This window comes from Kribbella antibiotica (genome assembly GCF_004349055.1).
GTDB lineage: Bacteria > Actinomycetota > Actinomycetes > Propionibacteriales > Kribbellaceae > Kribbella > Kribbella antibiotica.
In genome coordinates this window covers 20,372-42,279 of record NZ_SMKX01000018.1, presented here as the reverse complement: position 1 = coordinate 42,279, position 21,908 = coordinate 20,372, and the positions used below count along the sequence as shown (strand labels likewise).

The window sequence follows — 21,908 nt, the reverse complement described above, 5'->3', positions numbered from 1 at the left end:
CCGGGAGGCCGGGTGCTGGCAGCGAAGAATCTCGAGGTCGTCTACGACGATGTGATGCTGGTGCTGCGGGGCGTCGGCCTCGAGGTCCCGCAAGGGCAGATCGTTGCCCTGCTGGGGGCCAACGGCGCCGGCAAGTCCACTCTGTTGCGCGCGCTGTCCGGCCTGCTGGACGTGCACGACGGTGCGGTACGACGCGGGTCGATCACTCTCGACGGTGAGCCGATCCACGGCTACGGCGCCAGCCGGATCGCTGCCCTGGGCATCAAACAGGTCCTGGAGGGCCGGCGGATTCTCGCCGATCTCACCGTCGAGGAGAACCTGCGGATCGGCGGTCACGTCACGCCGCGCTCGATCCGGAAGAACCTCGATCGCACGTACGAGCTGTTCCCGGTCCTCGCGGGACGGCGGCATCGGCCTGCCGGATACCTGTCGGGTGGGGAGCAACAGATGCTCGCGATCGGGCGTGCGTTGATGTCCGACCCGAGATACCTGCTGCTCGACGAGCCGAGTCTCGGCTTGGCGCCGATGATCGTGCAGCAGATCCGGGATGTGATCGTCCAGATCAACCAGCAGGGCACGACCGTGCTGCTGGTTGAGCAGAACGCGGCGATGGCGCTCTCGATCGCGCAGCACGGGTATGTGCTGGAGAACGGCTCGATCGTGATGGACAAGCCGGCCGCCGATCTCCTCGCGGACGGCGACGTACGGGAGTTCTACCTGGGCCTCGGTGCGGAGGGGGCGGCGAAGTCATTCCGCGATGTGAAGCACTATCGCCGCCGGAAGCGGTGGCTGTCATGAGCATCCTCACGTTCGACGATGTGATGCTCAGCTTCGACGGCGTACGGGCGCTGGACGGCGTGAGCTTCAGCGTGGATCCGGGCGAACTGTTCGCGGTGATCGGTCCCAACGGCGCGGGGAAGACCTCGATCTTCAACGTGCTGTCGGGTGTGTATCGACCGCAGCGTGGCACGGTGCGATTCGACGGTGTGAGCCTGCTCGGCCGCCGGCCGCACCAAATCGCCCGTCTCGGGGTCGCGCGCACCTTTCAGAACATCGAGCTGTTTTCCAACCTCACCGTGCTCGACAACTTGATGCTCGGCCGGCACCACCATCACCCGTACGGCGTCCTCGCGGCGTTCGGCTGGATCGGCAAGGCCCGCCGTAGCGAGCTGGCCAATCGGCACGCCGTCGAGGAGATCGTCGATTTCCTCGAGCTGGCGCAATGGCGGCGGCACCCGGTCGGCCTGCTGCCGTACGGCGTTCAGAAGCGGGTCGAACTCGGCCGCGCATTGGCCGCCGAACCGAAGTTGCTGCTGCTCGACGAGCCGGTCGCCGGGATGAACCAGGAGGAGACCGAGGACATGGCCCGGTTCATCCTCGACATCCGCGATGACCTCGGGCTGCCGATGGTGATGGTCGAGCACGACATGGGCCTGGTGATGGACCTGGCCGACCGGATCATGGTGATCGACTTCGGCCGCCCGATCCGTACCGGTACGCCGACGGAGGTCGCGACCGACCCTGACGTCATCCGCGCCTACCTCGGCGAAGAGCACCGGGTGGAGTCATGAGGACGATTGCCATGAGAGTCCGGGAACGCGCCGTCGCCACGCCGGCCGCGATCGCCTTGCGGGAAAAGGATCTGGGCATCTGGCAGCAGGTCGGCTGGGCGGCGTACTGGGAGCAGGCCGAGCTGACCGGACATGCCTTGCTTGCCCTCGGCATCGAACCTGGCGACCGGGTCGCGATCCACTCCGAGAACCGGCGCGAGTGGCTGTATGCCGATGTCGGGACGGTCGCCGTCCGCGCGGCCACCGTCGGTCTTTACCCGACGAACCCGGTCGCCGAGGTCGGCTACCTGTTGCGCCACTGCGGCGCGAAGGTCCTGATCGCGGAGGATCAGGAGCAGGTCGACAAAGCGCTCGCGATCGATGACCTGCCCGACCTCACCCACATCGTGTACGTCGAGCCGCGCGGGATCCGGAACGCCTACGACGACCCACGACTGCTCGCCTGGCCCGACTTCCTTGCCCTGGGCAAGCAGCATCGCGCCGAGCATCCGGATGCCGTGACCCAGCGGATGGATGCTGCCGCAGCAGAAGACGTGGTGACGCTGGTCTACACCTCCGGCACCACCGGCCCACCCAAGGGCGCGATGCTCACGGCAGCGAACGTTGACTTCGCGATCCAGGAGCTGGTCGAGCGCGGCGGATTCACAGCGCCGCCACCCTCGTCCCGCGACAGCGTCCTGTCCTATTTGCCGTTGTGCCACGTCGCCGAGCGGATCTTCAGCTGCTGGTTCGGGGCCGGTGCCGGAGTCTGCGTGCACTTCGCCGAATCGATCGAGACCGTGGCCGCCAACCTGCACGAGGTCCAGCCGACAGTCCTGTTCGGGGTGCCGCGGATCTGGGAGAAGATTGCGGCCGGCGTGCAGATCAGGATCGAGTCCGCCGACCCGGTGAAGCGCCGGATCGGCGGGTTCTGGCTCCGTCGCGCGGAGTGGATCGGCGCCGTCCTGACCGCCAACGGAGGCCGGCACACCCCGGCTTCGCGCGCGGTCTACGCCGTCGGCTGGTTGTTCTGCTACCGGGCGCTGAAGGATCGCGTCGGGCTGCGCAAGGTCCGGTACGCCGCCTGTGGTGCCGCGCCGGTTGCGCCCGAGGTGCTGCGGTTCTTCATGGGACTCGGTCTGCCGATGCACGAGGTGTACGGCATGACCGAGAACACCGCTGTGGCGACCGCGAACCGCCCGGGCCGCGTCAAGGTCGGCACGGTCGGCGAGGCGCATGCCGGCGTCGAGGTGCGGATCGACGAGATCACCGGCGAGATCCAGACCCGGCACGCCGGAACATTCGCGGGCTACTGGCGGGACCCGGCCGCGACTGCCGCCGTACTGGGCCCGGACGGGTGGTTGCGCACCGGCGACGTGGGGGAGTGGGTCGACGGAACCCACCTGCGGATCACCGACCGGATGAAGGACATCATCATCACCGCGGGCGGCAAGAACATCTCCCCGTCGGAGATCGAGAACGCGCTGAAAGCCTCGCCGTACATCAAGGAAGTCCTGGTGGTCGGTGACCGGCGCCGGTTCATCGCCGCGCTGATCGGCATCGAGCCCGACACCGTCGGCCACTGGGCACAGCAACGGCGGCTGCCCTACTCGACGTACGCCGACCTGTCCGCGAAGGCCGAGGTGATCACGCTGGTGCAAGGGATCGTGGACGAGGTCAACACCCGGCTGGCCACCGTCGAGCAGGTGCGGTCGTTCCGGCTGCTGCCCAAGCTGCTGGACCACGAGGACGGCGAACTGACCGCGACCCAGAAGCTGAAGCGCAACGCGGTCATGCGGTCGTTCGACGAGCTGATCGAATCCATGTACGCCGGGGGTGCACGGTGAACGATTTCGTCGCGACGGTGATCCGTGGGCTCGGCAGCGGATCGATCTACGCCTTGCTGGCCTTGGGTTTCGTGATCGTCTACAAGTCCATGCGGGTGATCAGCTTCGCCCAGCCGGCCTTCATGATGGCCGGTGCGTTGCTGGTCAGCTATCTCGTCGGTTCGATGAGTTTCTTCCCCGCCGTCGTGATCGCGCTGCTGCTGACCGCGCTGCTCGGCGCCGGCGTGGAGCGGGTCGCCCTGCGGCCGATGATCGGCAAGCCGGTGTTCGTGATCGCGATCATCACCCTCGGCGTCGACATCGTGCTCCGGACCGTCGTGAACTCGTTCATCGGCCTGGACATCCGCCAGATGGGCGACCCGTGGGGGCTCGGACAGATCGGCGTACTGGGCGTGAAGATCGACGAGCGGCACCTGGCCACGCTGGTGACGACACTGATCGTGGTGGCCGCTCTGTTCGCGTTCTACCGCTGGTCGCGGACCGGTCTGGCGATGCGGGCGGCGTCGTCGGACCAGGAGGTCGCGTTGGCCCAGGGCGTATCGGTCGGACGGGTGTTCTCGCTGTCCTGGGCGCTCGCAGCGGCACTGGCTGGATTGGCCGGGGTGTTCTTGTCGACCGGGATCGGACTCGAACAGAACCTCTGGCTGACCGCGCTCAAGGCGCTGCCCGTGATCATTCTCGGCGGGCTGGACTCACTCGGTGGGGCGGTGGTCGCCGGCTTGTCGATCGGTGTCGTCGAGGCGCTGGTCGGCAGCTACGGCGGTGACCTGCATCCGGTGTTCGGCGGGGACTTCTTCCTGGTCGTGCCCTACCTGCTGATGCTGGTCGTCCTGCTGGTCAGACCGTACGGCCTCTTCGGCACCAGGGAGGTCGAGAGAATATGAGCCGACCGCTGCTCTACCTGTCCTACCAGCAGGACATGGCCTTGCTCAACACTCCTGCGAAGCGCGGCTGGACCCTTGCGCTGGCAGTTGGGGCGGTGTCCTTGCCATTCGTGCTCACCGACGACCTGCTCGTCGTACTGGCGACTGCTTGTGTCGCGGCGATCGGCGCGATCGGCCTGAACATCGTCACCGGGTACGGCGGTCAGGTGTCGCTGGGGCACGCGTTCTTCCTGGTGATCGGGGCCTACACCGCGGCAGCGATCTCGGGTGACCCCGACAGCACCCGGTTGATCGGGTTCGGGATCACCTCGCTGCCGATCTGGTTGCTCGCGGCCGGCCTGGTCGCGGGGTTGGCCGGGCTGATCATCGCGCCGTTGGCCGCCCGGTTGCGGGGACTGTACTTGGCTGTGGTGACACTTGGGCTGGTGTTCATCGGCGAGCACCTGTTCAAGCACTGGCGGGAGCTCACCGGCGGAGTCGGGGTCGGGCGGCCGGCCGCCGTACCGGAGTTGTTCGGCTTTCAGTTCGCGGTCGACGGCGCGATGTTCACGAAGGCACAGAAGCTCTACCTGCTGATGCTCGTGCTGCTGGTGATCTTCGGCGTCCTGGCCCGCAATCTCGTCCGGTCCCGGACCGGACGCGCGCTGGCCGCCGTCCGGGATCGCGATCTGGCCGCCGAGGTGATCGGCGTCGATGTGACGCGGTACAAGATGATCGCTTTCGCGGTGTCGTCGTTCTACGCCGGCGTCGCGGGTGCCTTGCTGTACGTGATGATCGGCTTCGTCGAGCCCGGGTCGTTCAACCTCGGGATGTCGGTGCAGTACATCGCGATGATCCTGATCGGCGGTGTCGGCACCATCTCGGGTTCGGTGCTCGGTGCCCTGTTCATCACGCTGCTGCCGCGGATCACCCGCGAGCTCCCGGCCGTGCTGCCGTTCATCAGCACCAGTTCGGGCTCCGGCGGCATCACGGTCTTCCAGGTCGAGACGATTCTCTACGGCCTGTTGATCATCGGTTTTCTCATCTTCGAGCCGCGGGGGCTGTTCGGGATCTGGATCCGGTTCCGCACCTACTGGAAGTCCTGGCCCTTCTCGCACTGAAGGAGTTTCGATGAGCGTTCGGAGAGGAATCACCATCGCGCTGGCTGCGTCGATGGTCGTGCTGGCGGGGTGCCGCAACGACGCCCCACAGACCCAGGAAGGTGGAACGGGCGTCAAGTTCGACGTCGGGGTCACCAAGGAGCCGTGCCCGGCCGCGGTCGACAAGGCCAAGGGCTGCATCTACCTCGGCTCGATCTCGGACCTGACCGAGGGGCCGTTCAAGGCGCTCGGCGTCCCGATCACCGAGAGCCAGAAGGCCTTCTGGAAGCGGGTCAACGAGGCCGGCGGGATCGGCGGCTTCGAGATCGACGCGACCAAGTACGTCAAGGACAACAAGTACAACCCGCAGATCCACAACGAGGTGTACGCCGAGATCAAGCCCGACGTCCTGGGCTTGACCCAGACCCTGGGTTCGCCGACGACCGCGGCCATCCTCGGCGATCTCAAGTCGAGCAACGTGGTCGCCGTACCGGCGTCGTGGACCTCGGCCTGGGCGTTCGAGGACGTGATCCTGGAGTCGGGCACGAACTACTGCTTCGAGTCGATGAACTCGGTCGACTTCGCCGCCGAGACGCTGAAGTCCAAGAGCGTCGCCGCGGTGCACTTCCCGGGGGACTACGGCGACGACGCGGCGGCCGGGACGAACATCGCGGCCACGGCCAACGGGATGACGTTCACCGACATCCCGACCGCGCCGGGGCAGGAGAACCAGGGAGCCGCGATCCAGAAGCTGCTCGCCGCCAAACCCGATCTCGTCATCCTGAGCACGGGCCCGACCGAGGCCGCGACCATTGTCGGCGGCGCTGCCCAGAACGGGTTCAAGGGACAGTTCATCGGCACCAGCCCGAGCTGGAATCCCGCGCTGCTGAAGAGTCCGGCGGCACCGGCGCTGACTGCGCTCTACCGGCAGTCCGGACCATGGGCGCCGTACGGGACTGATACGGCCGGCCACAAAGCACTCGCCGGAGCATTGGACGAGGCGACCTTCAAAGCGGCGCCGAACGACGGCTACACGGCCGGCTGGGTCTGGGCCTACCCGATGAAGGCAGCCCTGCAGAAGGCCGCTGACGCCAAGGACCTGACCCGGGCCGGCCTGCTGGCCGCGGTCAAGTCGCTGGAGACCGTCGACTATGAGGGGATGCTGCCGCCAGCGGCCGGCAAGTTCAGTGGGACGCCGGCCGAGCGGGTGTTCCGGCAGAGCATCATCTCCAAGGTGGACCCGTCCGCCCCGACCGGAGTGAAGGTGGAGAAGGACTTCTTCACCGGAAAGACGGCGGAAAAGCACGAGTTCACCAAGCCCTGCTACCAGTGATGGCGTCGCCGCGGTGAGGTCACCCTAAGCAAGTTTGTACTTTCAGGTAGTGATCTTGTTCTCTTGATGTTTGTCCTAGCTTTACCGTACGTTCACTGGCGACCTGTCTATCTAGCGGGAGGCCGCCAATGTCCTCGTCTTTGTCCAGGCGTCAGTTCGTCGGTACCGCCGCAGCGGCCGGAGCCGCGGTCACTGTGGCGGGATCCGTCGAAGCGCTGTTCACCGCGCAGCCGGCGCTCGGTACGTCCGGGCCGAAGATCGGCTACGGTCCGCTGATCCCGGACCCGGACGGCATGCTCGACCTGCCGCGCGGCTTCCGCTACGACATCCTGTCGCGTGAAGGCACAGTCCGCCCGGACGGGCTGAAGGTCCCGAGCCGCTTCGACGGCATGGGTACCTTCCCGGACCGCGACGGCGGCTCGCGCCTCGTCCGCAACCACGAGTGCAGCCCGACCTCGACGATCAAGGTCGTCGCACCGCCGGAGCGGACGTACGACCCGGGCGCTGCCGGCGGCACCAGCAGCCTGGTCGTGAACCGGCACCACCGAACGACCAAGGAGTACGTCAGCCTCGGCGGTACGGCGATCAACTGTTCCGGCGGCATCACCCCGTGGCGCACCTGGCTGACCTGCGAAGAGACCGAGCTCAAGGCCGGTCAGAGCGGCTACACCAAGGACCACGGCTTCATCTTCGAGGTCGACCCGTACGACGACCGCCGCAACAACAATCCCTTTCCTTTGAAGGAGATGGGCCGCTTCCAGCACGAGGCCGTCGCGATCGACCCGGCAACCGGAATCGTCTACGAGACCGAAGACGCCTTCGTCGCGCCCCTCGGCGGCTTCTACCGCTTCCTCCCGAACCGCCCCCGCGGCGGCTGGGGCTCCCTGCGCCACGGCGGCGAACTCCAGGCCATGCACATCCCCGGCCTCCTCGACATGTCGACCGTCCAGGAAGCCGGCACGATCTTCCACGGCGTCCAGTGGGTCAAGGTCCCCGACCCGCTCGCCAAGACCGAGTCGGTCCGCGCCCAGGCGTACAAGAAGCCCATCACCGGCGGCTACAAACTCGAAGGCTGCTGGTGGGGCACCCGCGACCGCTGCGTCTACTTCGTCTCCTCCTTCGCCCGCACCGAGCTAGGCCCGAAGATCGACCACGACGGCCAGGTCTGGCGCTACGACCCCCGCAAGGGCACGCTCCGCCTCGAGGTCATCTTCAAGCGCGACAAGCCCGGCTCGGACAACCCCGAGTTCGATGCCCCCGACAACATCACCATGTCGCCGTACGGCGGTCTGATGATGTGCGAAGACGGCATCGGCGACCAGCACATCCTCGGCACCACCGAAGACGGCAAGGTCTTCAAGTTCGCCAAGAACACGGTCAACACCGGCACCCCCGAAGACCCCGAGTACGGCGAGCTGACGGGCGCCGGCTTCTCCGCCGACGGCCGCACCATGTTCTTCAACGTCTACAACCCCGGCATCACCTACGCCATCACCGGCCCCTGGCGCCGCCGCCGCTAACTCGGCTGAGGAGGCAAGCCCACCCGTGCAGGCCGCTGTGGCGCGGGTGGCCTTACCCACCCGGGCCGGCGGCTGCTGGCCCTGGTGGGCAGCTGACCGCCGACGCGGTGTTCGCTTGACGAAGAGCTGCGCCAAGCTCGTACCTGCGATCAACGGATTAGAAGTCGCGAATACCAGCCCAGGTCATCTGAGTACACCAACCCTCAGCTGACCTGGGCTTTCACGCCGTCTCAGCCGCCCTCGGCTTCATCAGCCATCAGGCCGGTGCACCACCAATAACCCCCATCACCGGTAACTCTGGGGCATGCAGTCGGCTGCAAGAATATTCAGAGTTGGCTCGTTCCGGGGCTGCCTCCGCGTAGCTTATCCGCGGCTGGCGTGTTGGCGGAGGCGGTCGAGATAGGCGTTGTAGGCGGTCAGTTCGGCGTCGTTGTCGCGGTCGGCTTGGCGGTCGAGGCGTTTGGCGGCTCGGGCGTCGGTCACGATCCATTGGCGGAATACGACGGCGGTGACGATGACAACGGGGAGTTCGCCGCTGCCCCAGGCGATGCTTCCGCCGAGGAGCTGGTCGGTGCTGGGGTCGAGGCCGAGTTGGCGGGTCATTTCGGCGAAGCGCGGTGACAGCGGCGTGGTGGTTTGCATGAGGATGACGCCGAAGAAGGCGTGGAAGGGTACGGCGGCGAGGAGTTCGGCCAGACGTATTCCGGGGCTTGCGCGGTGGGGCCAAGGGTCGACGGCCAGGATGGGGCCGAAGAAGAGAATGCCGATCGCGAGGAAGTGGATCAGCATGAGCTGGTGGCCGACGTGGGTGGCCATGGCTTTGTCTAGCAGGCTGGTGAAATAGAGGGCGTAGAGGCTCACGACGAACAGCGTCACGGTGACGATCGGGTGCGCGATGACGCGGACCAAGCGGGAGTGGAGGACGGCGAGAAGGATTCGGCGCGCCATGCCAGACCGGCCTGGCGCGGCGGGTAGGGCGCGTAGGGCGAGGGTGATGGGGGCGCCGAGAATGAGGCCGATCGGGACGATCATGGACAGCAGCATGTGCTGGATCATGTGGATGCTGAACAGCATCATGCCGAGTTCGGCCAGGCCTGTGCAGGTGATGGCGAGTAGGCCGAGGAGTCCGGCGTACCAGGCGATGGTACGGCCGATGGGCCAGCGGACTTGCCGCTGACGGAGGGCGAGGACGGCCAGGAAGTAGCCGCCGGCCAGGACGGCAATGAAGAGGAGCCAGCCGAGGCTGGGGCGCCAGGTGGCCAGGTCGCTCCAGCCTGCGACATCGCCGAACGATTGCTGCACGGGTACGCCGGTGTGCGCGTGCCCGTGGCCGTGGTGGCCTTCCGGCGGCGTGACAGGTGGCGCGGTCGGGTCGGCGAGAGAGATCACTGAAGGCTCCTGTGCTGTCGCGCCGGGGTCGGACCGCGGAACACCTTGCCACAACTATGCCGGTTAGTACTATCCTGCATAGTAGGTAAGGGTTCGTCCTGGTGGGGACTTGCGACGGGCGGGGTGCGGCCACCGGTGGCCGCTGGATCAGGGGGCGGTATGTCTTTGCTAGGAACTGCGCGTGCGGGGGTCAATCGGGTGCTGCGCCCGACGGGTATGCAGCTTGTTCGGGGGTACAGCAGCGATCCGGGCATCAGCCCGTTCCTGCCCGCACGAAAGACGTTGGCGGCGGCGAAGCGAGCGGGTGTGTCCGTCGGTGACTATCTGGATGACTTCAGTGCGGAGCCGGGCTCGACGGGGGAGACCGTCGCCGCGATGCTGCGGCTCGGGGAGCTGAGCGGCGATATCGGGCGGGTGTGTGAGATCGGCCCGGGGTCAGGCCGCTACCTGACGAGGGTGATGGATGCGCTGCACCCAAACGCATATGAGGTCTACGAGACGGCGCCGGACTGGCTGAATTACCTTCGGCAGATCCGTCCCGAGCTTGTCGTGAGGGACGCCGACGGTCACTCGCTTGGTTCGACCGATTCTGCGTCGGTCGACCTGGTTCACTCACACAAGCTGTTCTGCTACATACCGTTCATCGTCGCCTTCGAGTACATCGTCGAGATGGCGCGTGTGGTCCGGCCAGGTGGTGTCGTCGCGTTCGACGTGATCACCGATGCCTGCCTGGACGATGCGGTGACGAAGACCTGGCTCGCCGAGCCCTCGCGTGCGACGATCTACTCCCTGACGCCGCGCGACTGGCTTCTCGATTTCGCCGGCAACCGGGGGCTGGAGCTGCGGGGCAGCCATTTCGTGCCACTGAGTGGCGGACGAACGGAGCTTCTCGTCTTCCGTCGGCGTGAGCAGTCGTGACGAGCATTGCTATAGGGAGACGTCGTGCGGACATTCGGTGATCTGGAATCGCTCGTGATGGATCGCCTGTGGAACGCGGACAGACCCGCCACCGTTCGCGAAATGCTCGACACTCTCGCATCGGAGCGGCAACTCGCCTACACGACAGTCATGACGGTCATGGACAACCTGTACCGCAAGGGCTGGCTGACCAGAGAACTGGACGGCAAGGCCTACCGGTACCAGCCGGTGTCCTCACGGCGGGACTACAGCGCCGAGCTGATGCGCCAGGTCCTCGCCGGAAGTGGCGACGAGGTCGCCACTTTGCTGCGGTTCGTGGACAGCATGACCGACCAGGAGGCGAGTGCGGTGCGGGATGCGCTGCTGGACCGTCGGCGAGCGGACGACCACGACTCATGAACGTCGCCACACACGTGCTTCTGCTGACCGGGTACGCCGCGACTGTCGCGACCGTAGCGCCACATGTACTGTCCAGGCCCGCTCTATCACCCCGGTCGCCGGGGCTGGCCCTCGCGCTGTGGCACGCCTCGATCGGTTCAGCTGGCCTTGCGCTCGGGCTTGCGGCGGTCAAGCTGGTGTCAGCTGCCCGGTATCTGCCATTCGTCCGATCCGAGCACCATGATCACGGGATACCCGTGGTCGAGACGCTTGCAGGTCTCGCGATCGGGTTGGTTTTGATCGCCTTCGCCGCAACCCGGATGACCAAAACCGGACTCCGGATTCTTCGCGGGCATCGGAAGACACGTGACCGGCAGATGGAGTTGCTGGCCGTGCTCGGCCGCCACGATCCCGAACTCGACGCGACCGTCGTACCGGCGACCGTGGCCGCTGCTTATTGCATTGCCGGCACCCGGCGCATCGTCGTGACCGACCATGCGATCAAGCTCCTTCAGCCACGTCAGTTGGCGGCGGTGCTCGCGCACGAGCGTGCACACTTGGCCGGGCGTCATCATCTTCTGGTCGGCTGGGCGACTTTGCTCGCTGGAGCGTTTCCCGCCGTCAAGGTTCTCGATCAGCTCCGCGAAGAGACCAGGAATCTGGTCGAGCTACTGGCTGACGACAGAGCGCGGCGGCTGGTCGACGGCAGCAGTCTTGCCGGTGCGATCGCGTTACTGGGCCGGGCCTCGCCCAGCGGTACTCTCGGTGCCACTGGCGGGCAGGCGCTGGCTCGCGTCGAGCGGCTGCTCGGCCCGCCGCCCGAACGGTCCTCGCCCGCGCTGATCGCCTTGGGCGCGGCAACATCGATCCTGATCGGACTTCCGTTGCTCCTGGCAAGCTTCCCCTCGGGCGTACTGTTCTGACCGATCTACGTCGAAGTGTTCTCGTCGACGAGGCCGCGATCGACATGATCGGCATGGAACAGAGCCTGATTCAGGAGGCTTTTCACGTGGTGGTTGGCGGCTGAGTAGTACACGAATGTGCCTTCGCGGCGGCCCCTCACCAGTCCGGCCAGGCGGAGCTTGGCGAGGTGCTGGCTGACAGCGGTGGGTGCGACACCGGCCAGTTCAGCGAGGCACGCTACCGACGACTCACCCTGCAAAAGCGCCCACAGCACCTTGATTCGAGTCGGATCGCCCAGCAACCTGAACGACTCCGCCGCAAGGTGTACCTGCTCCTCGTTGGGCATCTCGAAATCATCGATCGACACGTGCATGTGACCGACTTTACAACTACCTGCCTACTTGCGTACCTGCGTGACTATGCAGGTATCATGACCGTGCGTATCGACGCCACTGCGGATGGAGCAAGAGGCATGGACAACAACACCGATCATGGGCACGGCCATGGACATGGGCACGGGCATGAGCATGAGCACGGTGAAGCTGGCGGCCTGCGGGGGTGGGTGCGCTCGGTGTTCAAGCCGCACAGCCACGATGCCGCCGACTCGATCGACTCGGCGCTGGAGGCCAGCAGGGAAGGGATTCGGGCGGTCAAGATCAGCCTCGCTGGTCTTGGCGTGACGGCGATCGCGCAGGCAGCTCTGGTGGTGTTCACCGGGTCGGTGGCGCTGCTGGCCGACACCATCCACAACTTCTCCGATGCGCTGACCGCCGTGCCCTTGTGGATCGCCTTCGCACTGTCCCGTCGTCCTGCTAATCGCCGCTACACCTATGGCTTTGGCCGAGCCGAGGACCTAGCCGGTGTCTTCATCGTGGCCATGATCGCCTTGTCGGCCGTCGTTGCCGGCTACGAGTCGGTACGTCGCTTGCTCGATCCACGCCCGCTTGAACATCTCGGCGTACTGATCGTGGCTGGGGTGATCGGGTTCGCGGGCAACGAACTAGTCGCTCTCTACCGAATCCGCGTCGGCCGGCAGATCGGATCCGCGGCACTAGTGGCCGACGGCCTGCACGCCCGCACTGATGGCTTCACTTCGCTGGCCGTTGTGGTCGGCGCGCTTGGAGTGCTGGCGGGATTCCCGCTGGCAGACCCAATCGTCGGCTTGGTGATCACGGTTGCGATTCTGGTTGTGCTCAAGGGCGCCGCGACCGACATCTACCGGCGATTGATGGACGCCATCGACCCGGCGCTCCTCGATGCCGCCGAGCAGACCATCAACACCACAACAGGTGTCGAGAGCATCGAAGAGGTTCGCCTGCGCTGGTCAGGGCACCGGATCCGCGGCGAGGTCAGCATTGTGGTTGATCCCGGCCTGAGCCTCGTCCAAGCACACAACATCGCCAACGAAACTCAGCACCGGCTGCTGCACGAACTACCGAAACTTGACGCAGTCACCGTGCACGTCAGCCCGCGAGACACCGACGACACCGATTATCACGCCGTACTTGCACATCATTCGGTACCGACCTTCCCAGCTCGCAGTAGCTAACCTACGCCGTATTTACTTGCTCACCTGATCGTCGGCAAGTTCCATGACAGCGGTCCATTTGGGTCGCCGTACCAAACCATCTGGGCTTCTGGTGTGATGCTGATCCGGAACTGATCGAGCGCCGGGGAGCCGGCGGCTAGCCACTCTAGGACTGCCATCTCGATCTGGTCCCACAGGTTGACCGGCCCGGCCTGCCGAACGACAGCGGAGCCGTTGGGTGGCGCATAGAGGATGGCGACGGCCCGTTGGCTAGCGTCCACCACGTGATCAAGCATCGGTCCGTCGTCCAGGCTGTAGCTGAGTAGCTGCGCCGCAGGGGCTGCCAGTTGGGCGATGAAGATCGGCGTTATTGCGTCCCAGGGGTCTAGGATCTCAGGGCCGACATCGGTATAGCGCTCGGTGGTGTCGACATCATCGATCCAGGAGGACAGGTCGTCGCTGATCGGCGGCGCGGCGTGGGGCCTGGCTGGCATGAACGAGTCCGTACCCCCGAGGAATACGCCTTCAGCCTTTCCGCCGCCAGTTACTTCCAGCCGGACCAGCCCGGACGATGCTCCGAGCCAGCCGAGCATGGTTGTCAGGATCAGACCTCCGGGCCGCGTCTGGGCGATCCATGCATCGGGAATGTGCCGGACTGAGCAGGTGGCAATCACTCGGTCGTACAGTGCTCCGGGCTGATGCCCGACAAGGCCGTCACCAACGACTAGGTCGGGGGCGAACCCGGCCGCCGCGAGTCCCTGTTTGGCGCGGCCGGCGACAGCGGGATCTACCTCGACCGAGGTCACGAATTCCTGACCGAGCCGGGCGCACATCAGTCCGGTCGAGTACCCGGTACCTGTCCCGATTTCGAGTACCCGATCGTCATTGCCGACGTGAAGCTCCTCCAGCATCCGCACCACCAGCCCCGGTAGCGTGGACGATGAGGTTGGGACGCCGGGGATTGGCGCGTCGGTGTCGAAGGCGCTGATCTCGTGGTTGAGTTGTGTCACCCAGGTCTCGTTGGTGTATGTCAGTTCAAGTCGCTCACGCGTACTGACCAAGTCGGGGGTGACCGGGCGCCACATCGTTTCCCGCGGATCGTCGATCGCCTCGAAGAAGCCTGGGATGAACGTTTCCCGGGGTACGGTCTCGACTGCCGCACGCCATGCCTGGGTGCGCAGGTCTCCTGACTTTCCGAGTGCGTCGGCTAGCCGCAGCCGGAGTGCTTTTGTCGAGCCGTCGTCCGGTTCGACGGTCATCGTGTACCTCTTTCGAGTAGATCGGCGAGGGCGGCAGTCATCGGGAGTCCAGTTTCGTCTTCCAGCCATCCCCACTGCCCGTTGGGGTTGCATTCCAGGAAGATGGGGGCACCTTCTCGGGTAACGGCGAAGTCGAAGCAGCCGAAGACGAGATCGAATCGCTTCAGATAGGTACGCATGCCCTCGATCAGTTCGAGTGGCGGCTCAACCACCGAGTAGGACAGCGTGTCGTAGTCGTACCGCCAGTCCAGCAGTTCAGGGTCCTTGGACTCGATTCTGACGCAGAACACATGGTCACCGATGACTGTCACGCGCAGGTCCGCCACCTTGTCGCAGCGTGCCTGGAACAGGTGAATGGTTCCAGCGATGGACTCGTCCAGCTCCGCTGGGAAGACCTCCTTGACCCAGATGCTCGCGGGCTCGCCGTCGCGCTCGTGCATGCCGAGGTAGAGCGGCTTGTAGACGATCCGTCCCACGCCCCGTGCAAAGGCCAGCGCCTCGCCGGGGTCGTTCGTGATGATCGTCGGCGGCACCGTCAGGCCGGCTGCTGAAGCTGCCGAGAGTTGGGCGGGTTTGTACTCGGCATCGGCGATCGCGTTCGGGTGATTGACATAGAGGCATCCCGGCAGGTCGGCGAGGAGTCCGCCCAGTCCGAAGCGAGCCAGCGAATCTCCGTCGCGCCTTCGTGGCCGTGGATACCGAGACCCCAGTCCAGGCATGGCCAGACCTGGACACACGGCTTGTCGCCGAGCCACCCAACCGCGACCAGGCCATTGCCGAACAAGACCACCTGCGCAACGACGCCCGTCCCGCTCACACCCGACACATCCGAACGGCGGAACAGTTCGCCACGGCGGAACGGCGTCAGATCAAACATGCCGACCGTCGTCGCCAGGGTCTTCACGGATGCTCCTTCGTCGGTAGTTGGGAACAGCGGTGGGCGACGAGTCGCCCTGTGGCCGCCCACCGCTGGTCTTGAGGAGCCCTCGATCACGGGGGTCACATCGAGGGCTCCGTCTGTGGTGACGGAACCGGTACCTTCGCCCGTGAGGAAGTGAGGAGCGGTACCGGTTCCGTCAGATCATGCGGCGCGCGTAGTCGTGGGGGTCGTACGGTCGATTACGTGGGTAAGCCGCCTCGTGCCGCGAGATCTCCTCTGCGCGGATCAGGTCATGGGGGTAGAGCAACCCGAAAGCGACGGCGTACGCGTTGGCGTGATCAGTTGGCGCGTCCCGCCAATCAACCATCCGGCTACCGCGCATGACCTTCACACGCCACCACTTTTGCTCGATCACTGCTCGGGCGGGAGGGTCGGCACCACGGTCACGCGCAACTTGGCGAAACGGGTCCAGTAATGCAGCACCAGCCTGAGCGCGAGGTCCCGGTCTACGGTTGAGTCCGCGATGGCGTACCCGTTGAACCACAGCCGCACTCGCCATTCAGATCCCCCCTTGGTGGTCGTCTCCTGCACCGCTGTCTCCCGTGTCGATCAGGTCGCCGTCGAGCTGGCGCTCACCCCGAAGCCAGCCCTCGAACAACTTCCGCTGGGGCATGGGGCACCGGTCCGCCAGCTCGGCAATCTCTTGCTCGGTCAGCGAGTGGCTGGCCCGAAGTTGTTCGTCCCTGTTCAGCGCCATGACACAGACCGTAACGACGATTAACCGTCTGTGGGGGGCAAAGGGTTACCAGCCGTAATGCAACCCTCACGGACTCGATCGAACGCGGGTACCTTGGAGGTATGCGCGAGATCGACGACGAGCGATTCATCGGGCAGCAGGTGAAGTCGTACCGCGCCCTACGCGGCCTGACGCAGAAGCAACTCGGTGCGAAGGTCGGCAAGACCCAAGGTGCTATCGCACAGTACGAGCGCGGCCTGCGGCCGGTTACCGACCGGGCTGTGCTGTATGGCCTTGCCGAGGCACTTCAGGTCACGGTCTGCGACCTCACCGGCCAGGCCGACGACAAGGCTAATCCGGATGTCGCGGCTTTCCACGCTGCGGTGCCCCGCATCGAGGCGGCGCTCATGAGCCAGGGGCACATCGATCAAGCGGGCGATCCGGCGCCCATCGAGCGTCTGGCTATCGACGCGCAGAGGGCCCTCAAGATCCGGATGAGCAATGACTACGCCACGCTCGGCGGGATACTGCCCAACCTGATTAATGACCTCTATCGGCACACGTTGGACGGCGATGAGCTAACGCAGCGGCGGGCTCACGAGGAGCTGACCCGGGCAACCTTCGTGACTGCCCTGGCCACCAAGGGCCTTGGTTATACATCCCTGGCCTGGAACGCGGCGAGGGCAACAGCCGAGGCGGCGCAAACGGTGGGGGATCCGGGCGGTTTGGCCGCCGCCGAGTTCGCCCGGTCTCAAGTCATGCTGGGCACGGCCGGCGCCGTGACAGCCTCGTTGAGCTACTCGGCCGGTGGAGCCGACCGACTGCAATCCGAGCTGACGTCGCCCTCTGAACTTGAGCTCTACGGCATGCTTCATCTCCAAGCTGCGCTCACGTCCGCTGCCCTAGGCAAGGACCCTGGAGCGCACATTCGCGAGGCCGTAGAAACTGTCCGGCGCGCTGGGGATGGCTCGGCCTATGAGCTGAGCTTTGGTCGCGAGAACGTGATCGTCTGGCAGATGTCCATAGCCAACGAGCTGCATAACTCTCGCGAGGTTGTCGAGTTGGCGAAGACGCTCAATCCCGAGTCGATCGTCACCAATGACAGGCGGTCGCGGTACTTCATGGAGCTGGCGCGTGCCCTGGCCGCGCTAGGAAACTACTCCGCTGCCATCTCCGCCCTGCTTCGCGCCGAGCTCTGTTCGCCGCAGCAGGTTCGCACGCGGGCCATCGTCAAGGAGTTGGTAGGGCATCTGTTACGACGGGCGCAGCGCGAACTCACCAGCGGTGAGCTGGGGAAGCTTGCTCAGAGAGTCGGCGCAGTTGCTGCCTGAGAAGGTCATGTCGCGCTACTGAACAAAGATCCCAGCCTTGTGGCTGGGGTCTTCTCGCTATTTTGATACCGCGGCCGACGGGAAGCTCCGCGCTGCCTCTGATGGACTACTCGCGTCCGCCAGGTGTGCCCAGAGGTGTTGCCCTCCTTCCTGCGTGCCTCGGTTCATAGAGGTTGGCGAGGTCGCGTACGAGGCGGCTGTGGAGCAGTCCATGATGGGCACTGGCTTCTCCACCGACGGCCGCACCATGTTCTTCAACGTCTACAACCCCGGCATCACCTACGCCATCACCGGCCCCTGGCGCCGCCGCCGCTAACCAATACAGGTATGCAGCCCACCCGTGCAGGCCGCTGTGGCGCGGATGGCCTTACCCACCGGGCCGGCGGTGGTGGCCCGGTGGGCGGCTGACCACCGCCGTGGGTTGGGTCGGCGGGGTGGCGCGCATGCACGCGCCGCGACCTAGCAGGAAGGTGGGTCTGCGGCTGCGTGGGTCACGGGTGGTGCCCTCCACTGATGATCGCCGAAAGCAGGCCACGTACCGCCGACATCCGAGGGTTGCGTCGACCGAAGTAGACGGCGTTGGTGAGTAGTACACCAACGTCTCCGGTGTGCGGTGCGAGGCAGATTGTGGTGCCGGTGAATCCGTCGTGGCGGACCAGGCGACCGTCTCGGGAGACCCACCAGCCGAGCGCGCGGTAGCTGTCGTCGGTCCATTCCGCGACCGGCGTCTGCGAGAGACGCAGGAAGTCGGGCGCGAGCCGCAACGAGGCATCGTCGCCCACGACGAGACCGGCGTACCGGCTCAGGTCGCTCAAGGTACTGAAGGCTCCAGCGTGGCCGGCGACTCCACCGAGCCACCGGGCGTTCTCGTCGTGGACGACGCCACGCAGTCGGCCGACCTCGCCGCCTATGTGCTCTGTGGGAGCGATCCGCCGTGTGGGGACGCCCGCGTCGAGCGGGTTGAAGTGGGTGTCTCCGAGCCCCAGCGGACCCCACCACTCGCGCGCGACGACTTGGTCGAACGGCTCACCGACGACGTTCTCGACCACCCAGCCGAGCACGATGTAACCCCGGTTGAGGTACTGAGCCGGCACGGACGGACGGTCCACCGGCTCGGCCGAGAGCACCCCAGTGCGGATCGCTCCCGGCTCCTCGCCGTACTGCGAGAGCCACGTGGCCGTCGGTAGCTGCGTCCGGTGGAGCAGGAGGTCGGCCAGAGTGTGCTTGGCCCACCCCGGGCGGACGTTGGGGAAGAAGCGTGAGACCGGGTCCTGGAGTCGCACCGACCCGTCGGCGACCAGCCGTCCCATCACCCCCCAGGTCGCGACGACCTTGGTGAGGGAGGCGATGTCGTAGACCGTGTCTCGGTCGGGGGCTGCGGAGCCGGCCTCGTCGTCGAGCGTGCCGCCAAACAGCTCGACGGTTTCCCCGCCCGTCCGGAGCATTGCTGCATAGCCGGGAGTCACGCGGTCGGTGACCAGGGCCTCAAGGGCGACCCGCAGTTGCTGGGTGTCCGGTCGGGTCACGGGGTCGTCCTTCCGACGTTCTGTTGGGAGGTGGCTTGCAGCCCAGGCGACGTCGCAGGCAGGCGCCTGCGGGCGGCCACCACTGTGGCCGGAAGGAGCGCAGCGACATGCCGCGAATAGCGCACTTCCATGGAACCTGAAACCTCCCACTGCTCGCCGAACTCGTTACGCCAGTCGAACGACGTGCCTAGGGCAAGTCGATTGTCGTACCGTACTTCGCCGTGGCCAGCCGCGAGGATCTCTCCGGGTTGCCGTCCGCCTGGATCGGTGTCGGCACCCTGGATCTGTTCCACGACGAGGACGTCGGAGTGGTCAGCCCTGCTTCGTCTTTGCCAGGATCTTCTTCAGGTCGGGGATGGTGGCTCGGCGCGTGGAACACCGCGTCCGGAGAGATGACCTCGCGGGTGAGGTCCGCGGTGCCCGTGTTGATGAACTCGACGAAACGGTTCCTCACTGACTCGGTGGACCCCTGCCTGGACACGAGTTGCGCCGCCGCATCTCGCAGCTGGTCGGCTATGCGCGGCCGGTCAGTGAGGGCAGCCTGTATCCGGCGATCAATCGCCTGGCCAAGGCGGGTTTGATCGAGCGGTACGCCGACCCGGCCGCGGGGGCGGCCCGCTACGTGCTCAGCCTGACCGCGGTCGGACGGGCTGAGATGCTCCAGCGGCTGCGTAAGCCCGCCGAGCATGAGATCACCGACTTCACCCGGTTCTTCATCGTCCTGGCCTCTCTCTCCCACCTGCCCGAGGTGGCTGAACATCGACTCGTCTTTCTGGTCGACGGTGACTACCTGGTAGTCCTGGCGGCCCGCTACCACTACGAGAAGTAGCCCACCTGCAGTACCACGGCGGCCCGGTTCCTCGAGAACCGGGCCGCTGGTCATTCTGGCTGTGCTGCACACGCGGTTACTTGCATGCGGTCGGCTAGGCGAGGTGGCCGTCTGGGCGGACTAGGCCTGCTTCGGTTGGGACGTGACGGCCGGTGCGCAGGCTGTCGAAGAGTGTTTCGCCGCTTGGCAAGGTGTGGTTGGGGACCCGTTTGCCGGTTGCGTAGGTGACGCTGAGTCCGGAGAGCCGCTCGGCTAGTTCGCGCGACAGATCCGGGACAGTGGCGATCAAATTGCTCAGGACGGCTCGCATGGCTTGGAGGTCTGAGGTGTAGGCGTTGAAGAGGGAGGTCTGGGCGCCAGTGTGGTCGAGGAGTTCTGCGCCGATCGGATGGCGCTCGGCGTGGTAGGTGTCGAGCAGGGCGTCGTCGGCTCGGCCGGTGACGACCGCTGCCAGTTTCCAGCCGAGGTTGTGCGCGTCTTGGATGCCGACGTTCATGCCGACGCCGCCGGCGGGGAAATGCCGGTGGGCTGCGTCACCGGCCAGGAGCACATTGCCTGCGCGGTAGGTGGCGGCTTGCCGGCTCGCATTGCCGAAGCGGGACAGCCAGATCGGGTCGCGCATGCCGAAATCGGTGCCTGCGATTCGGCGTACTGTCGCGCGTAGTTCGTCGAGGGTGAGTTCTCCTGGCCACTGAGGCTGGTCCGTCTGTGGGTCTCCACCGACCAGCCGGTGCACGCCGCCTGGTAGCGGGACGATCATCAGACCGCCGTCGAGGCCGGCGAAACTCGCGATGCCGTTCGCGGGTGGTGCATCCAGTACGACGTCGCCCAGCCAGCCCCACGTGCTCGTGTCGGTCCCGGGGAAGGCGATTCCGGCAGCTGTCCGGATGGTGCTGCGTGCTCCGTCGCAGCCGACGACGAAGCGGCCGGTGACCACGCTTCCATCGGTCAGTTCGACGCCGTCGTCGGTGAGTCCGGCAACCTGGCAGCCGCGCCGTACGACGGCACCGAGCTCCAGGGCGCGGGCCTCGAAGAGTTCCTCGGTGCGGGCTTGGAGAAGGGCCAAGGTGAAGGGGTACGGCGTCTCCAGGACCGAGAAATCAAGCCGGTCCGGCAGTGCGGCGAAATGCCCACTGGGGATTCGCAGTCCTTCGGCCAGGAACGGGTCCGCGGAGCCGCGGCAGTCGAGGATTTCGAGGACGCGGGGATGGATCGTGAGCGCTTTCGAGTGCGGGTCCCGTTCGCGTCGTGCCTCCAGCACGGTGACCGATGCCCCACCGAGCCGCAGCTCTGCGGCAAGCCACAGGCCGACCGGTCCGGCTCCGACGACAACTACATCCACCATGATTCCTCCTAGGTCACTGACCAATGCTTCGCTCTGAACTACACTAGGTCAATGACCAAGAGTCAAGAAGATGTGGTGCGGACCGCACTCGAGGTGCTGGACGCCGACGGCCTGGCCGCGGTGTCGATGCGCGCGATCGCCGACCGCCTGGGGATCCGGATGAATACCGTGCTGTGGCACGTCAAGACCAAGGCGCGCCTGATCGACTTGATGGCGGACGCGATCGTCGCCGAGGTGTTGCTCGCGGATCTTCCGGTTGCCTGGCGGGAGCGGGCGGCAGAGTTGGTGCGGCGCTACCGATCAGCCTTGCTGGCGCACCGGGACGGGGCCGCGCTCGTCGCCGGCACCTACGCCGCCGAACCGGCAACTCTCGACTTTGCCGAGGCGCTGGTCGGAGCGATCCTCGACGGCGGCGTGCCTGAGCAGGAGGCGGCCTGGACCTGCTGGAGCATCGTCTACTTCACCCTCGGACTGGTGCAAGAGGAGCAGGCGCTGCCAGACCGATCGACCGCCGACCTCGAGGTCGGCGATCGCCCGGCGCTCCGGCGCGTCGCGTCAGCGCTCGCGAGTCAAGACTTCGCCGAACGTCTCGAGTTCGGCGTCGACAGGCTCCTGCCGACCGGCCGCTGACTCGGCCCGGCACCGGAGCCATCCGCAAAACGGTTGCTGGAGG

Annotated in this window: 24 protein-coding genes; 15 read left to right on the top strand and 9 right to left on the bottom strand. The window is 66.0% G+C overall.

Translation table 11 applies throughout. The features are described 5' to 3' along the window. The first annotated feature begins 12 nt into the window (after nucleotides 1-12). The 7 genes from E1263_RS08730 (at nucleotide 13) to E1263_RS08700 (ending at nucleotide 8,213) form a co-directional block, all read left to right on the top strand. A complete protein-coding gene (locus E1263_RS08730; RefSeq protein WP_132166681.1) occupies nucleotides 13-798 on the top strand; it encodes an ABC transporter ATP-binding protein in 786 nt (261 codons plus the stop codon). After that, nucleotides 795-1,571, top strand: coding sequence for an ABC transporter ATP-binding protein (locus E1263_RS08725; RefSeq protein WP_132166680.1), 777 nt, complete (start codon nucleotides 795-797; stop codon nucleotides 1,569-1,571). The genes E1263_RS08730 and E1263_RS08725 overlap by 4 nt, the downstream gene beginning before the upstream one ends. Before the next feature lie 11 nt (nucleotides 1,572-1,582). Continuing rightward, nucleotides 1,583-3,397 carry an AMP-dependent synthetase/ligase gene (locus E1263_RS08720; RefSeq protein ID WP_238161132.1) on the top strand — a complete coding sequence of 605 codons (1,815 nt, stop codon included), beginning with the start codon at nucleotides 1,583-1,585 and terminating at the stop codon, nucleotides 3,395-3,397. After that, the gene (locus E1263_RS08715) at nucleotides 3,394-4,281 is read left to right on the top strand and encodes a branched-chain amino acid ABC transporter permease (RefSeq protein ID WP_132166678.1); all 888 of its coding nucleotides are present in this window, start codon (nucleotides 3,394-3,396) and stop codon (nucleotides 4,279-4,281) included. The genes E1263_RS08720 and E1263_RS08715 overlap by 4 nt, the downstream gene beginning before the upstream one ends. Next, nucleotides 4,278-5,381 (top strand): branched-chain amino acid ABC transporter permease, encoded by a 1,104-nt coding sequence (locus tag E1263_RS08710; RefSeq protein ID WP_132166677.1) that lies wholly within the window; start codon nucleotides 4,278-4,280, stop codon nucleotides 5,379-5,381. The genes E1263_RS08715 and E1263_RS08710 overlap by 4 nt, the downstream gene beginning before the upstream one ends. A 10-nt stretch (nucleotides 5,382-5,391) precedes the next feature. Further along, a complete protein-coding gene (locus tag E1263_RS08705; protein ID WP_132166676.1) occupies nucleotides 5,392-6,693 on the top strand; it encodes an ABC transporter substrate-binding protein in 1,302 nt (433 codons plus the stop codon). Between the two features lie 128 nt (nucleotides 6,694-6,821). Further along, on the top strand, nucleotides 6,822-8,213 hold the full coding sequence (locus tag E1263_RS08700; RefSeq protein WP_132166675.1) for an alkaline phosphatase PhoX: 1,392 nt from the start codon (nucleotides 6,822-6,824) through the stop codon (nucleotides 8,211-8,213). A 363-nt stretch (nucleotides 8,214-8,576) separates the two neighbouring features. Here E1263_RS08700 and E1263_RS08695 read toward each other — a convergent pair whose 3' ends face one another. Beyond that, complete coding sequence (locus E1263_RS08695; RefSeq protein ID WP_202868792.1) at nucleotides 8,577-9,602, bottom strand: cytochrome c oxidase assembly protein; 1,026 nt, start codon at nucleotides 9,600-9,602, stop codon at nucleotides 8,577-8,579. Between the two features lie 159 nt (nucleotides 9,603-9,761). Between E1263_RS08695 and E1263_RS08690 the strand changes: the two genes are divergently transcribed. The 3 genes from E1263_RS08690 to E1263_RS08680 are packed head-to-tail and all read left to right on the top strand — an operon-like array spanning nucleotide 9,762 to nucleotide 11,821. Then, the gene (locus E1263_RS08690) at nucleotides 9,762-10,520 is read left to right on the top strand and encodes a methyltransferase domain-containing protein (RefSeq protein ID WP_132166674.1); all 759 of its coding nucleotides are present in this window, start codon (nucleotides 9,762-9,764) and stop codon (nucleotides 10,518-10,520) included. 24 nt (nucleotides 10,521-10,544) lie between these two features. Then, nucleotides 10,545-10,919, top strand: a complete 375-nt coding sequence (locus E1263_RS08685; protein ID WP_132166673.1) for a BlaI/MecI/CopY family transcriptional regulator — start codon at nucleotides 10,545-10,547, stop codon at nucleotides 10,917-10,919. Next, a complete protein-coding gene (locus E1263_RS08680; RefSeq protein ID WP_132166672.1) occupies nucleotides 10,916-11,821 on the top strand; it encodes a M56 family metallopeptidase in 906 nt (301 codons plus the stop codon). The genes E1263_RS08685 and E1263_RS08680 overlap by 4 nt, the downstream gene beginning before the upstream one ends. Before the next feature lie 5 nt (nucleotides 11,822-11,826). Here E1263_RS08680 and E1263_RS08675 read toward each other — a convergent pair whose 3' ends face one another. Beyond that, nucleotides 11,827-12,174, bottom strand: coding sequence for an ArsR/SmtB family transcription factor (locus E1263_RS08675; protein ID WP_132166671.1), 348 nt, complete (start codon nucleotides 12,172-12,174; stop codon nucleotides 11,827-11,829). Nucleotides 12,175-12,231: 57 nt separating this feature from the next. Between E1263_RS08675 and E1263_RS08670 the strand changes: the two genes are divergently transcribed. Further along, nucleotides 12,232-13,350 carry a cation diffusion facilitator family transporter gene (locus E1263_RS08670; protein WP_238161131.1) on the top strand — a complete coding sequence of 373 codons (1,119 nt, stop codon included), beginning with the start codon at nucleotides 12,232-12,234 and terminating at the stop codon, nucleotides 13,348-13,350. Between the two features lie 20 nt (nucleotides 13,351-13,370). Here the strand turns inward: E1263_RS08670 and tgmC are convergent, their stop codons facing one another. From tgmC to E1263_RS08645, 4 genes are all read right to left on the bottom strand, one after another. Continuing rightward, nucleotides 13,371-14,588, bottom strand: a complete 1,218-nt coding sequence (gene tgmC, locus E1263_RS08665; RefSeq protein ID WP_132166670.1) for an ATP-grasp peptide maturase system methyltransferase — start codon at nucleotides 14,586-14,588, stop codon at nucleotides 13,371-13,373. Further along, nucleotides 14,585-15,121 carry an MvdC/MvdD family ATP grasp protein gene (locus E1263_RS08660; protein WP_132166669.1) on the bottom strand — a complete coding sequence of 179 codons (537 nt, stop codon included), beginning with the start codon at nucleotides 15,119-15,121 and terminating at the stop codon, nucleotides 14,585-14,587. Before E1263_RS08660 ends, tgmC begins: the two co-directional genes overlap by 4 nt. A gap of 2 nt (nucleotides 15,122-15,123) precedes the next feature. Next, the gene (locus E1263_RS08655; RefSeq protein WP_132166668.1) at nucleotides 15,124-15,492 is read right to left on the bottom strand and encodes a hypothetical protein; all 369 of its coding nucleotides are present in this window, start codon (nucleotides 15,490-15,492) and stop codon (nucleotides 15,124-15,126) included. Between the two features lie 535 nt (nucleotides 15,493-16,027). Continuing rightward, nucleotides 16,028-16,225 (bottom strand): hypothetical protein, encoded by a 198-nt coding sequence (locus E1263_RS08645; RefSeq protein ID WP_132166666.1) that lies wholly within the window; start codon nucleotides 16,223-16,225, stop codon nucleotides 16,028-16,030. Nucleotides 16,226-16,326: 101 nt separating this feature from the next. Here E1263_RS08645 and E1263_RS08640 point away from each other — a divergent pair, with 101 nt between their 5' ends. Both E1263_RS08640 and E1263_RS42640 read left to right on the top strand, forming a co-directional pair. Next, on the top strand, nucleotides 16,327-17,535 hold the full coding sequence (locus tag E1263_RS08640) for a helix-turn-helix domain-containing protein (protein WP_132166665.1): 1,209 nt from the start codon (nucleotides 16,327-16,329) through the stop codon (nucleotides 17,533-17,535). 154 nt (nucleotides 17,536-17,689) lie between these two features. Beyond that, nucleotides 17,690-17,851, top strand: a complete 162-nt coding sequence (locus tag E1263_RS42640; protein WP_165956549.1) for a hypothetical protein — start codon at nucleotides 17,690-17,692, stop codon at nucleotides 17,849-17,851. A gap of 175 nt (nucleotides 17,852-18,026) precedes the next feature. On the opposite strand, the gene E1263_RS08635 is transcribed toward E1263_RS42640, so the two are convergent. Next, nucleotides 18,027-19,061, bottom strand: a complete 1,035-nt coding sequence (locus tag E1263_RS08635; protein WP_132166664.1) for a serine hydrolase domain-containing protein — start codon at nucleotides 19,059-19,061, stop codon at nucleotides 18,027-18,029. A gap of 187 nt (nucleotides 19,062-19,248) precedes the next feature. Next, nucleotides 19,249-19,515 carry a hypothetical protein gene (locus E1263_RS43185; RefSeq protein ID WP_202868791.1) on the bottom strand — a complete coding sequence of 89 codons (267 nt, stop codon included), beginning with the start codon at nucleotides 19,513-19,515 and terminating at the stop codon, nucleotides 19,249-19,251. Between the two features lie 15 nt (nucleotides 19,516-19,530). Here E1263_RS43185 and E1263_RS08625 point away from each other — a divergent pair, with 15 nt between their 5' ends. Next, on the top strand, nucleotides 19,531-19,890 hold the full coding sequence (locus E1263_RS08625; protein WP_132166663.1) for a helix-turn-helix transcriptional regulator: 360 nt from the start codon (nucleotides 19,531-19,533) through the stop codon (nucleotides 19,888-19,890). A 94-nt stretch (nucleotides 19,891-19,984) separates the two neighbouring features. Here E1263_RS08625 and E1263_RS08620 read toward each other — a convergent pair whose 3' ends face one another. After that, a complete protein-coding gene (locus E1263_RS08620; RefSeq protein ID WP_132166662.1) occupies nucleotides 19,985-21,235 on the bottom strand; it encodes an FAD-dependent monooxygenase in 1,251 nt (416 codons plus the stop codon). A gap of 51 nt (nucleotides 21,236-21,286) precedes the next feature. On the opposite strand from E1263_RS08620, the gene E1263_RS08615 reads away from it, so the two are divergent. Next, complete coding sequence (locus E1263_RS08615; RefSeq protein WP_132166661.1) at nucleotides 21,287-21,865, top strand: TetR/AcrR family transcriptional regulator C-terminal domain-containing protein; 579 nt, start codon at nucleotides 21,287-21,289, stop codon at nucleotides 21,863-21,865. The last annotated feature ends 43 nt before the right edge of the window (nucleotides 21,866-21,908 follow it).

What these genes read in the sequence shown, in the direction of transcription:
- E1263_RS08725 (WP_132166680.1), top strand. Translation starts at nt 795, where the DNA reads ATGAGCATCCTCACGTTCGACGATGTGATGCTCAGCTTCGACGGCGTA.
- E1263_RS08720 (WP_238161132.1), top strand. Translation starts at nt 1,583, where the DNA reads ATGAGAGTCCGGGAACGCGCCGTCGCCACGCCGGCCGCGATCGCCTTG.
- E1263_RS08710 (WP_132166677.1), top strand. Translation starts at nt 4,278, where the DNA reads ATGAGCCGACCGCTGCTCTACCTGTCCTACCAGCAGGACATGGCCTTG.
- E1263_RS08705 (WP_132166676.1), top strand. Translation starts at nt 5,392, where the DNA reads ATGAGCGTTCGGAGAGGAATCACCATCGCGCTGGCTGCGTCGATGGTC.
- E1263_RS08700 (WP_132166675.1), top strand. Translation starts at nt 6,822, where the DNA reads ATGTCCTCGTCTTTGTCCAGGCGTCAGTTCGTCGGTACCGCCGCAGCG.
- E1263_RS08690 (WP_132166674.1), top strand. Translation starts at nt 9,762, where the DNA reads ATGTCTTTGCTAGGAACTGCGCGTGCGGGGGTCAATCGGGTGCTGCGC.
- E1263_RS08680 (WP_132166672.1), top strand. Translation starts at nt 10,916, where the DNA reads ATGAACGTCGCCACACACGTGCTTCTGCTGACCGGGTACGCCGCGACT.
- E1263_RS08675 (WP_132166671.1), bottom strand. Translation starts at nt 12,174, where the DNA reads ATGCACGTGTCGATCGATGATTTCGAGATGCCCAACGAGGAGCAGGTA.
- E1263_RS08670 (WP_238161131.1), top strand. Translation starts at nt 12,232, where the DNA reads ATGACCGTGCGTATCGACGCCACTGCGGATGGAGCAAGAGGCATGGAC.
- tgmC (WP_132166670.1), bottom strand. Translation starts at nt 14,588, where the DNA reads ATGACCGTCGAACCGGACGACGGCTCGACAAAAGCACTCCGGCTGCGG.
- E1263_RS08645 (WP_132166666.1), bottom strand. Translation starts at nt 16,225, where the DNA reads ATGGCGCTGAACAGGGACGAACAACTTCGGGCCAGCCACTCGCTGACC.
- E1263_RS08640 (WP_132166665.1), top strand. Translation starts at nt 16,327, where the DNA reads ATGCGCGAGATCGACGACGAGCGATTCATCGGGCAGCAGGTGAAGTCG.
- E1263_RS08620 (WP_132166662.1), bottom strand. Translation starts at nt 21,235, where the DNA reads ATGGTGGATGTAGTTGTCGTCGGAGCCGGACCGGTCGGCCTGTGGCTT.
- E1263_RS08615 (WP_132166661.1), top strand. Translation starts at nt 21,287, where the DNA reads ATGACCAAGAGTCAAGAAGATGTGGTGCGGACCGCACTCGAGGTGCTG.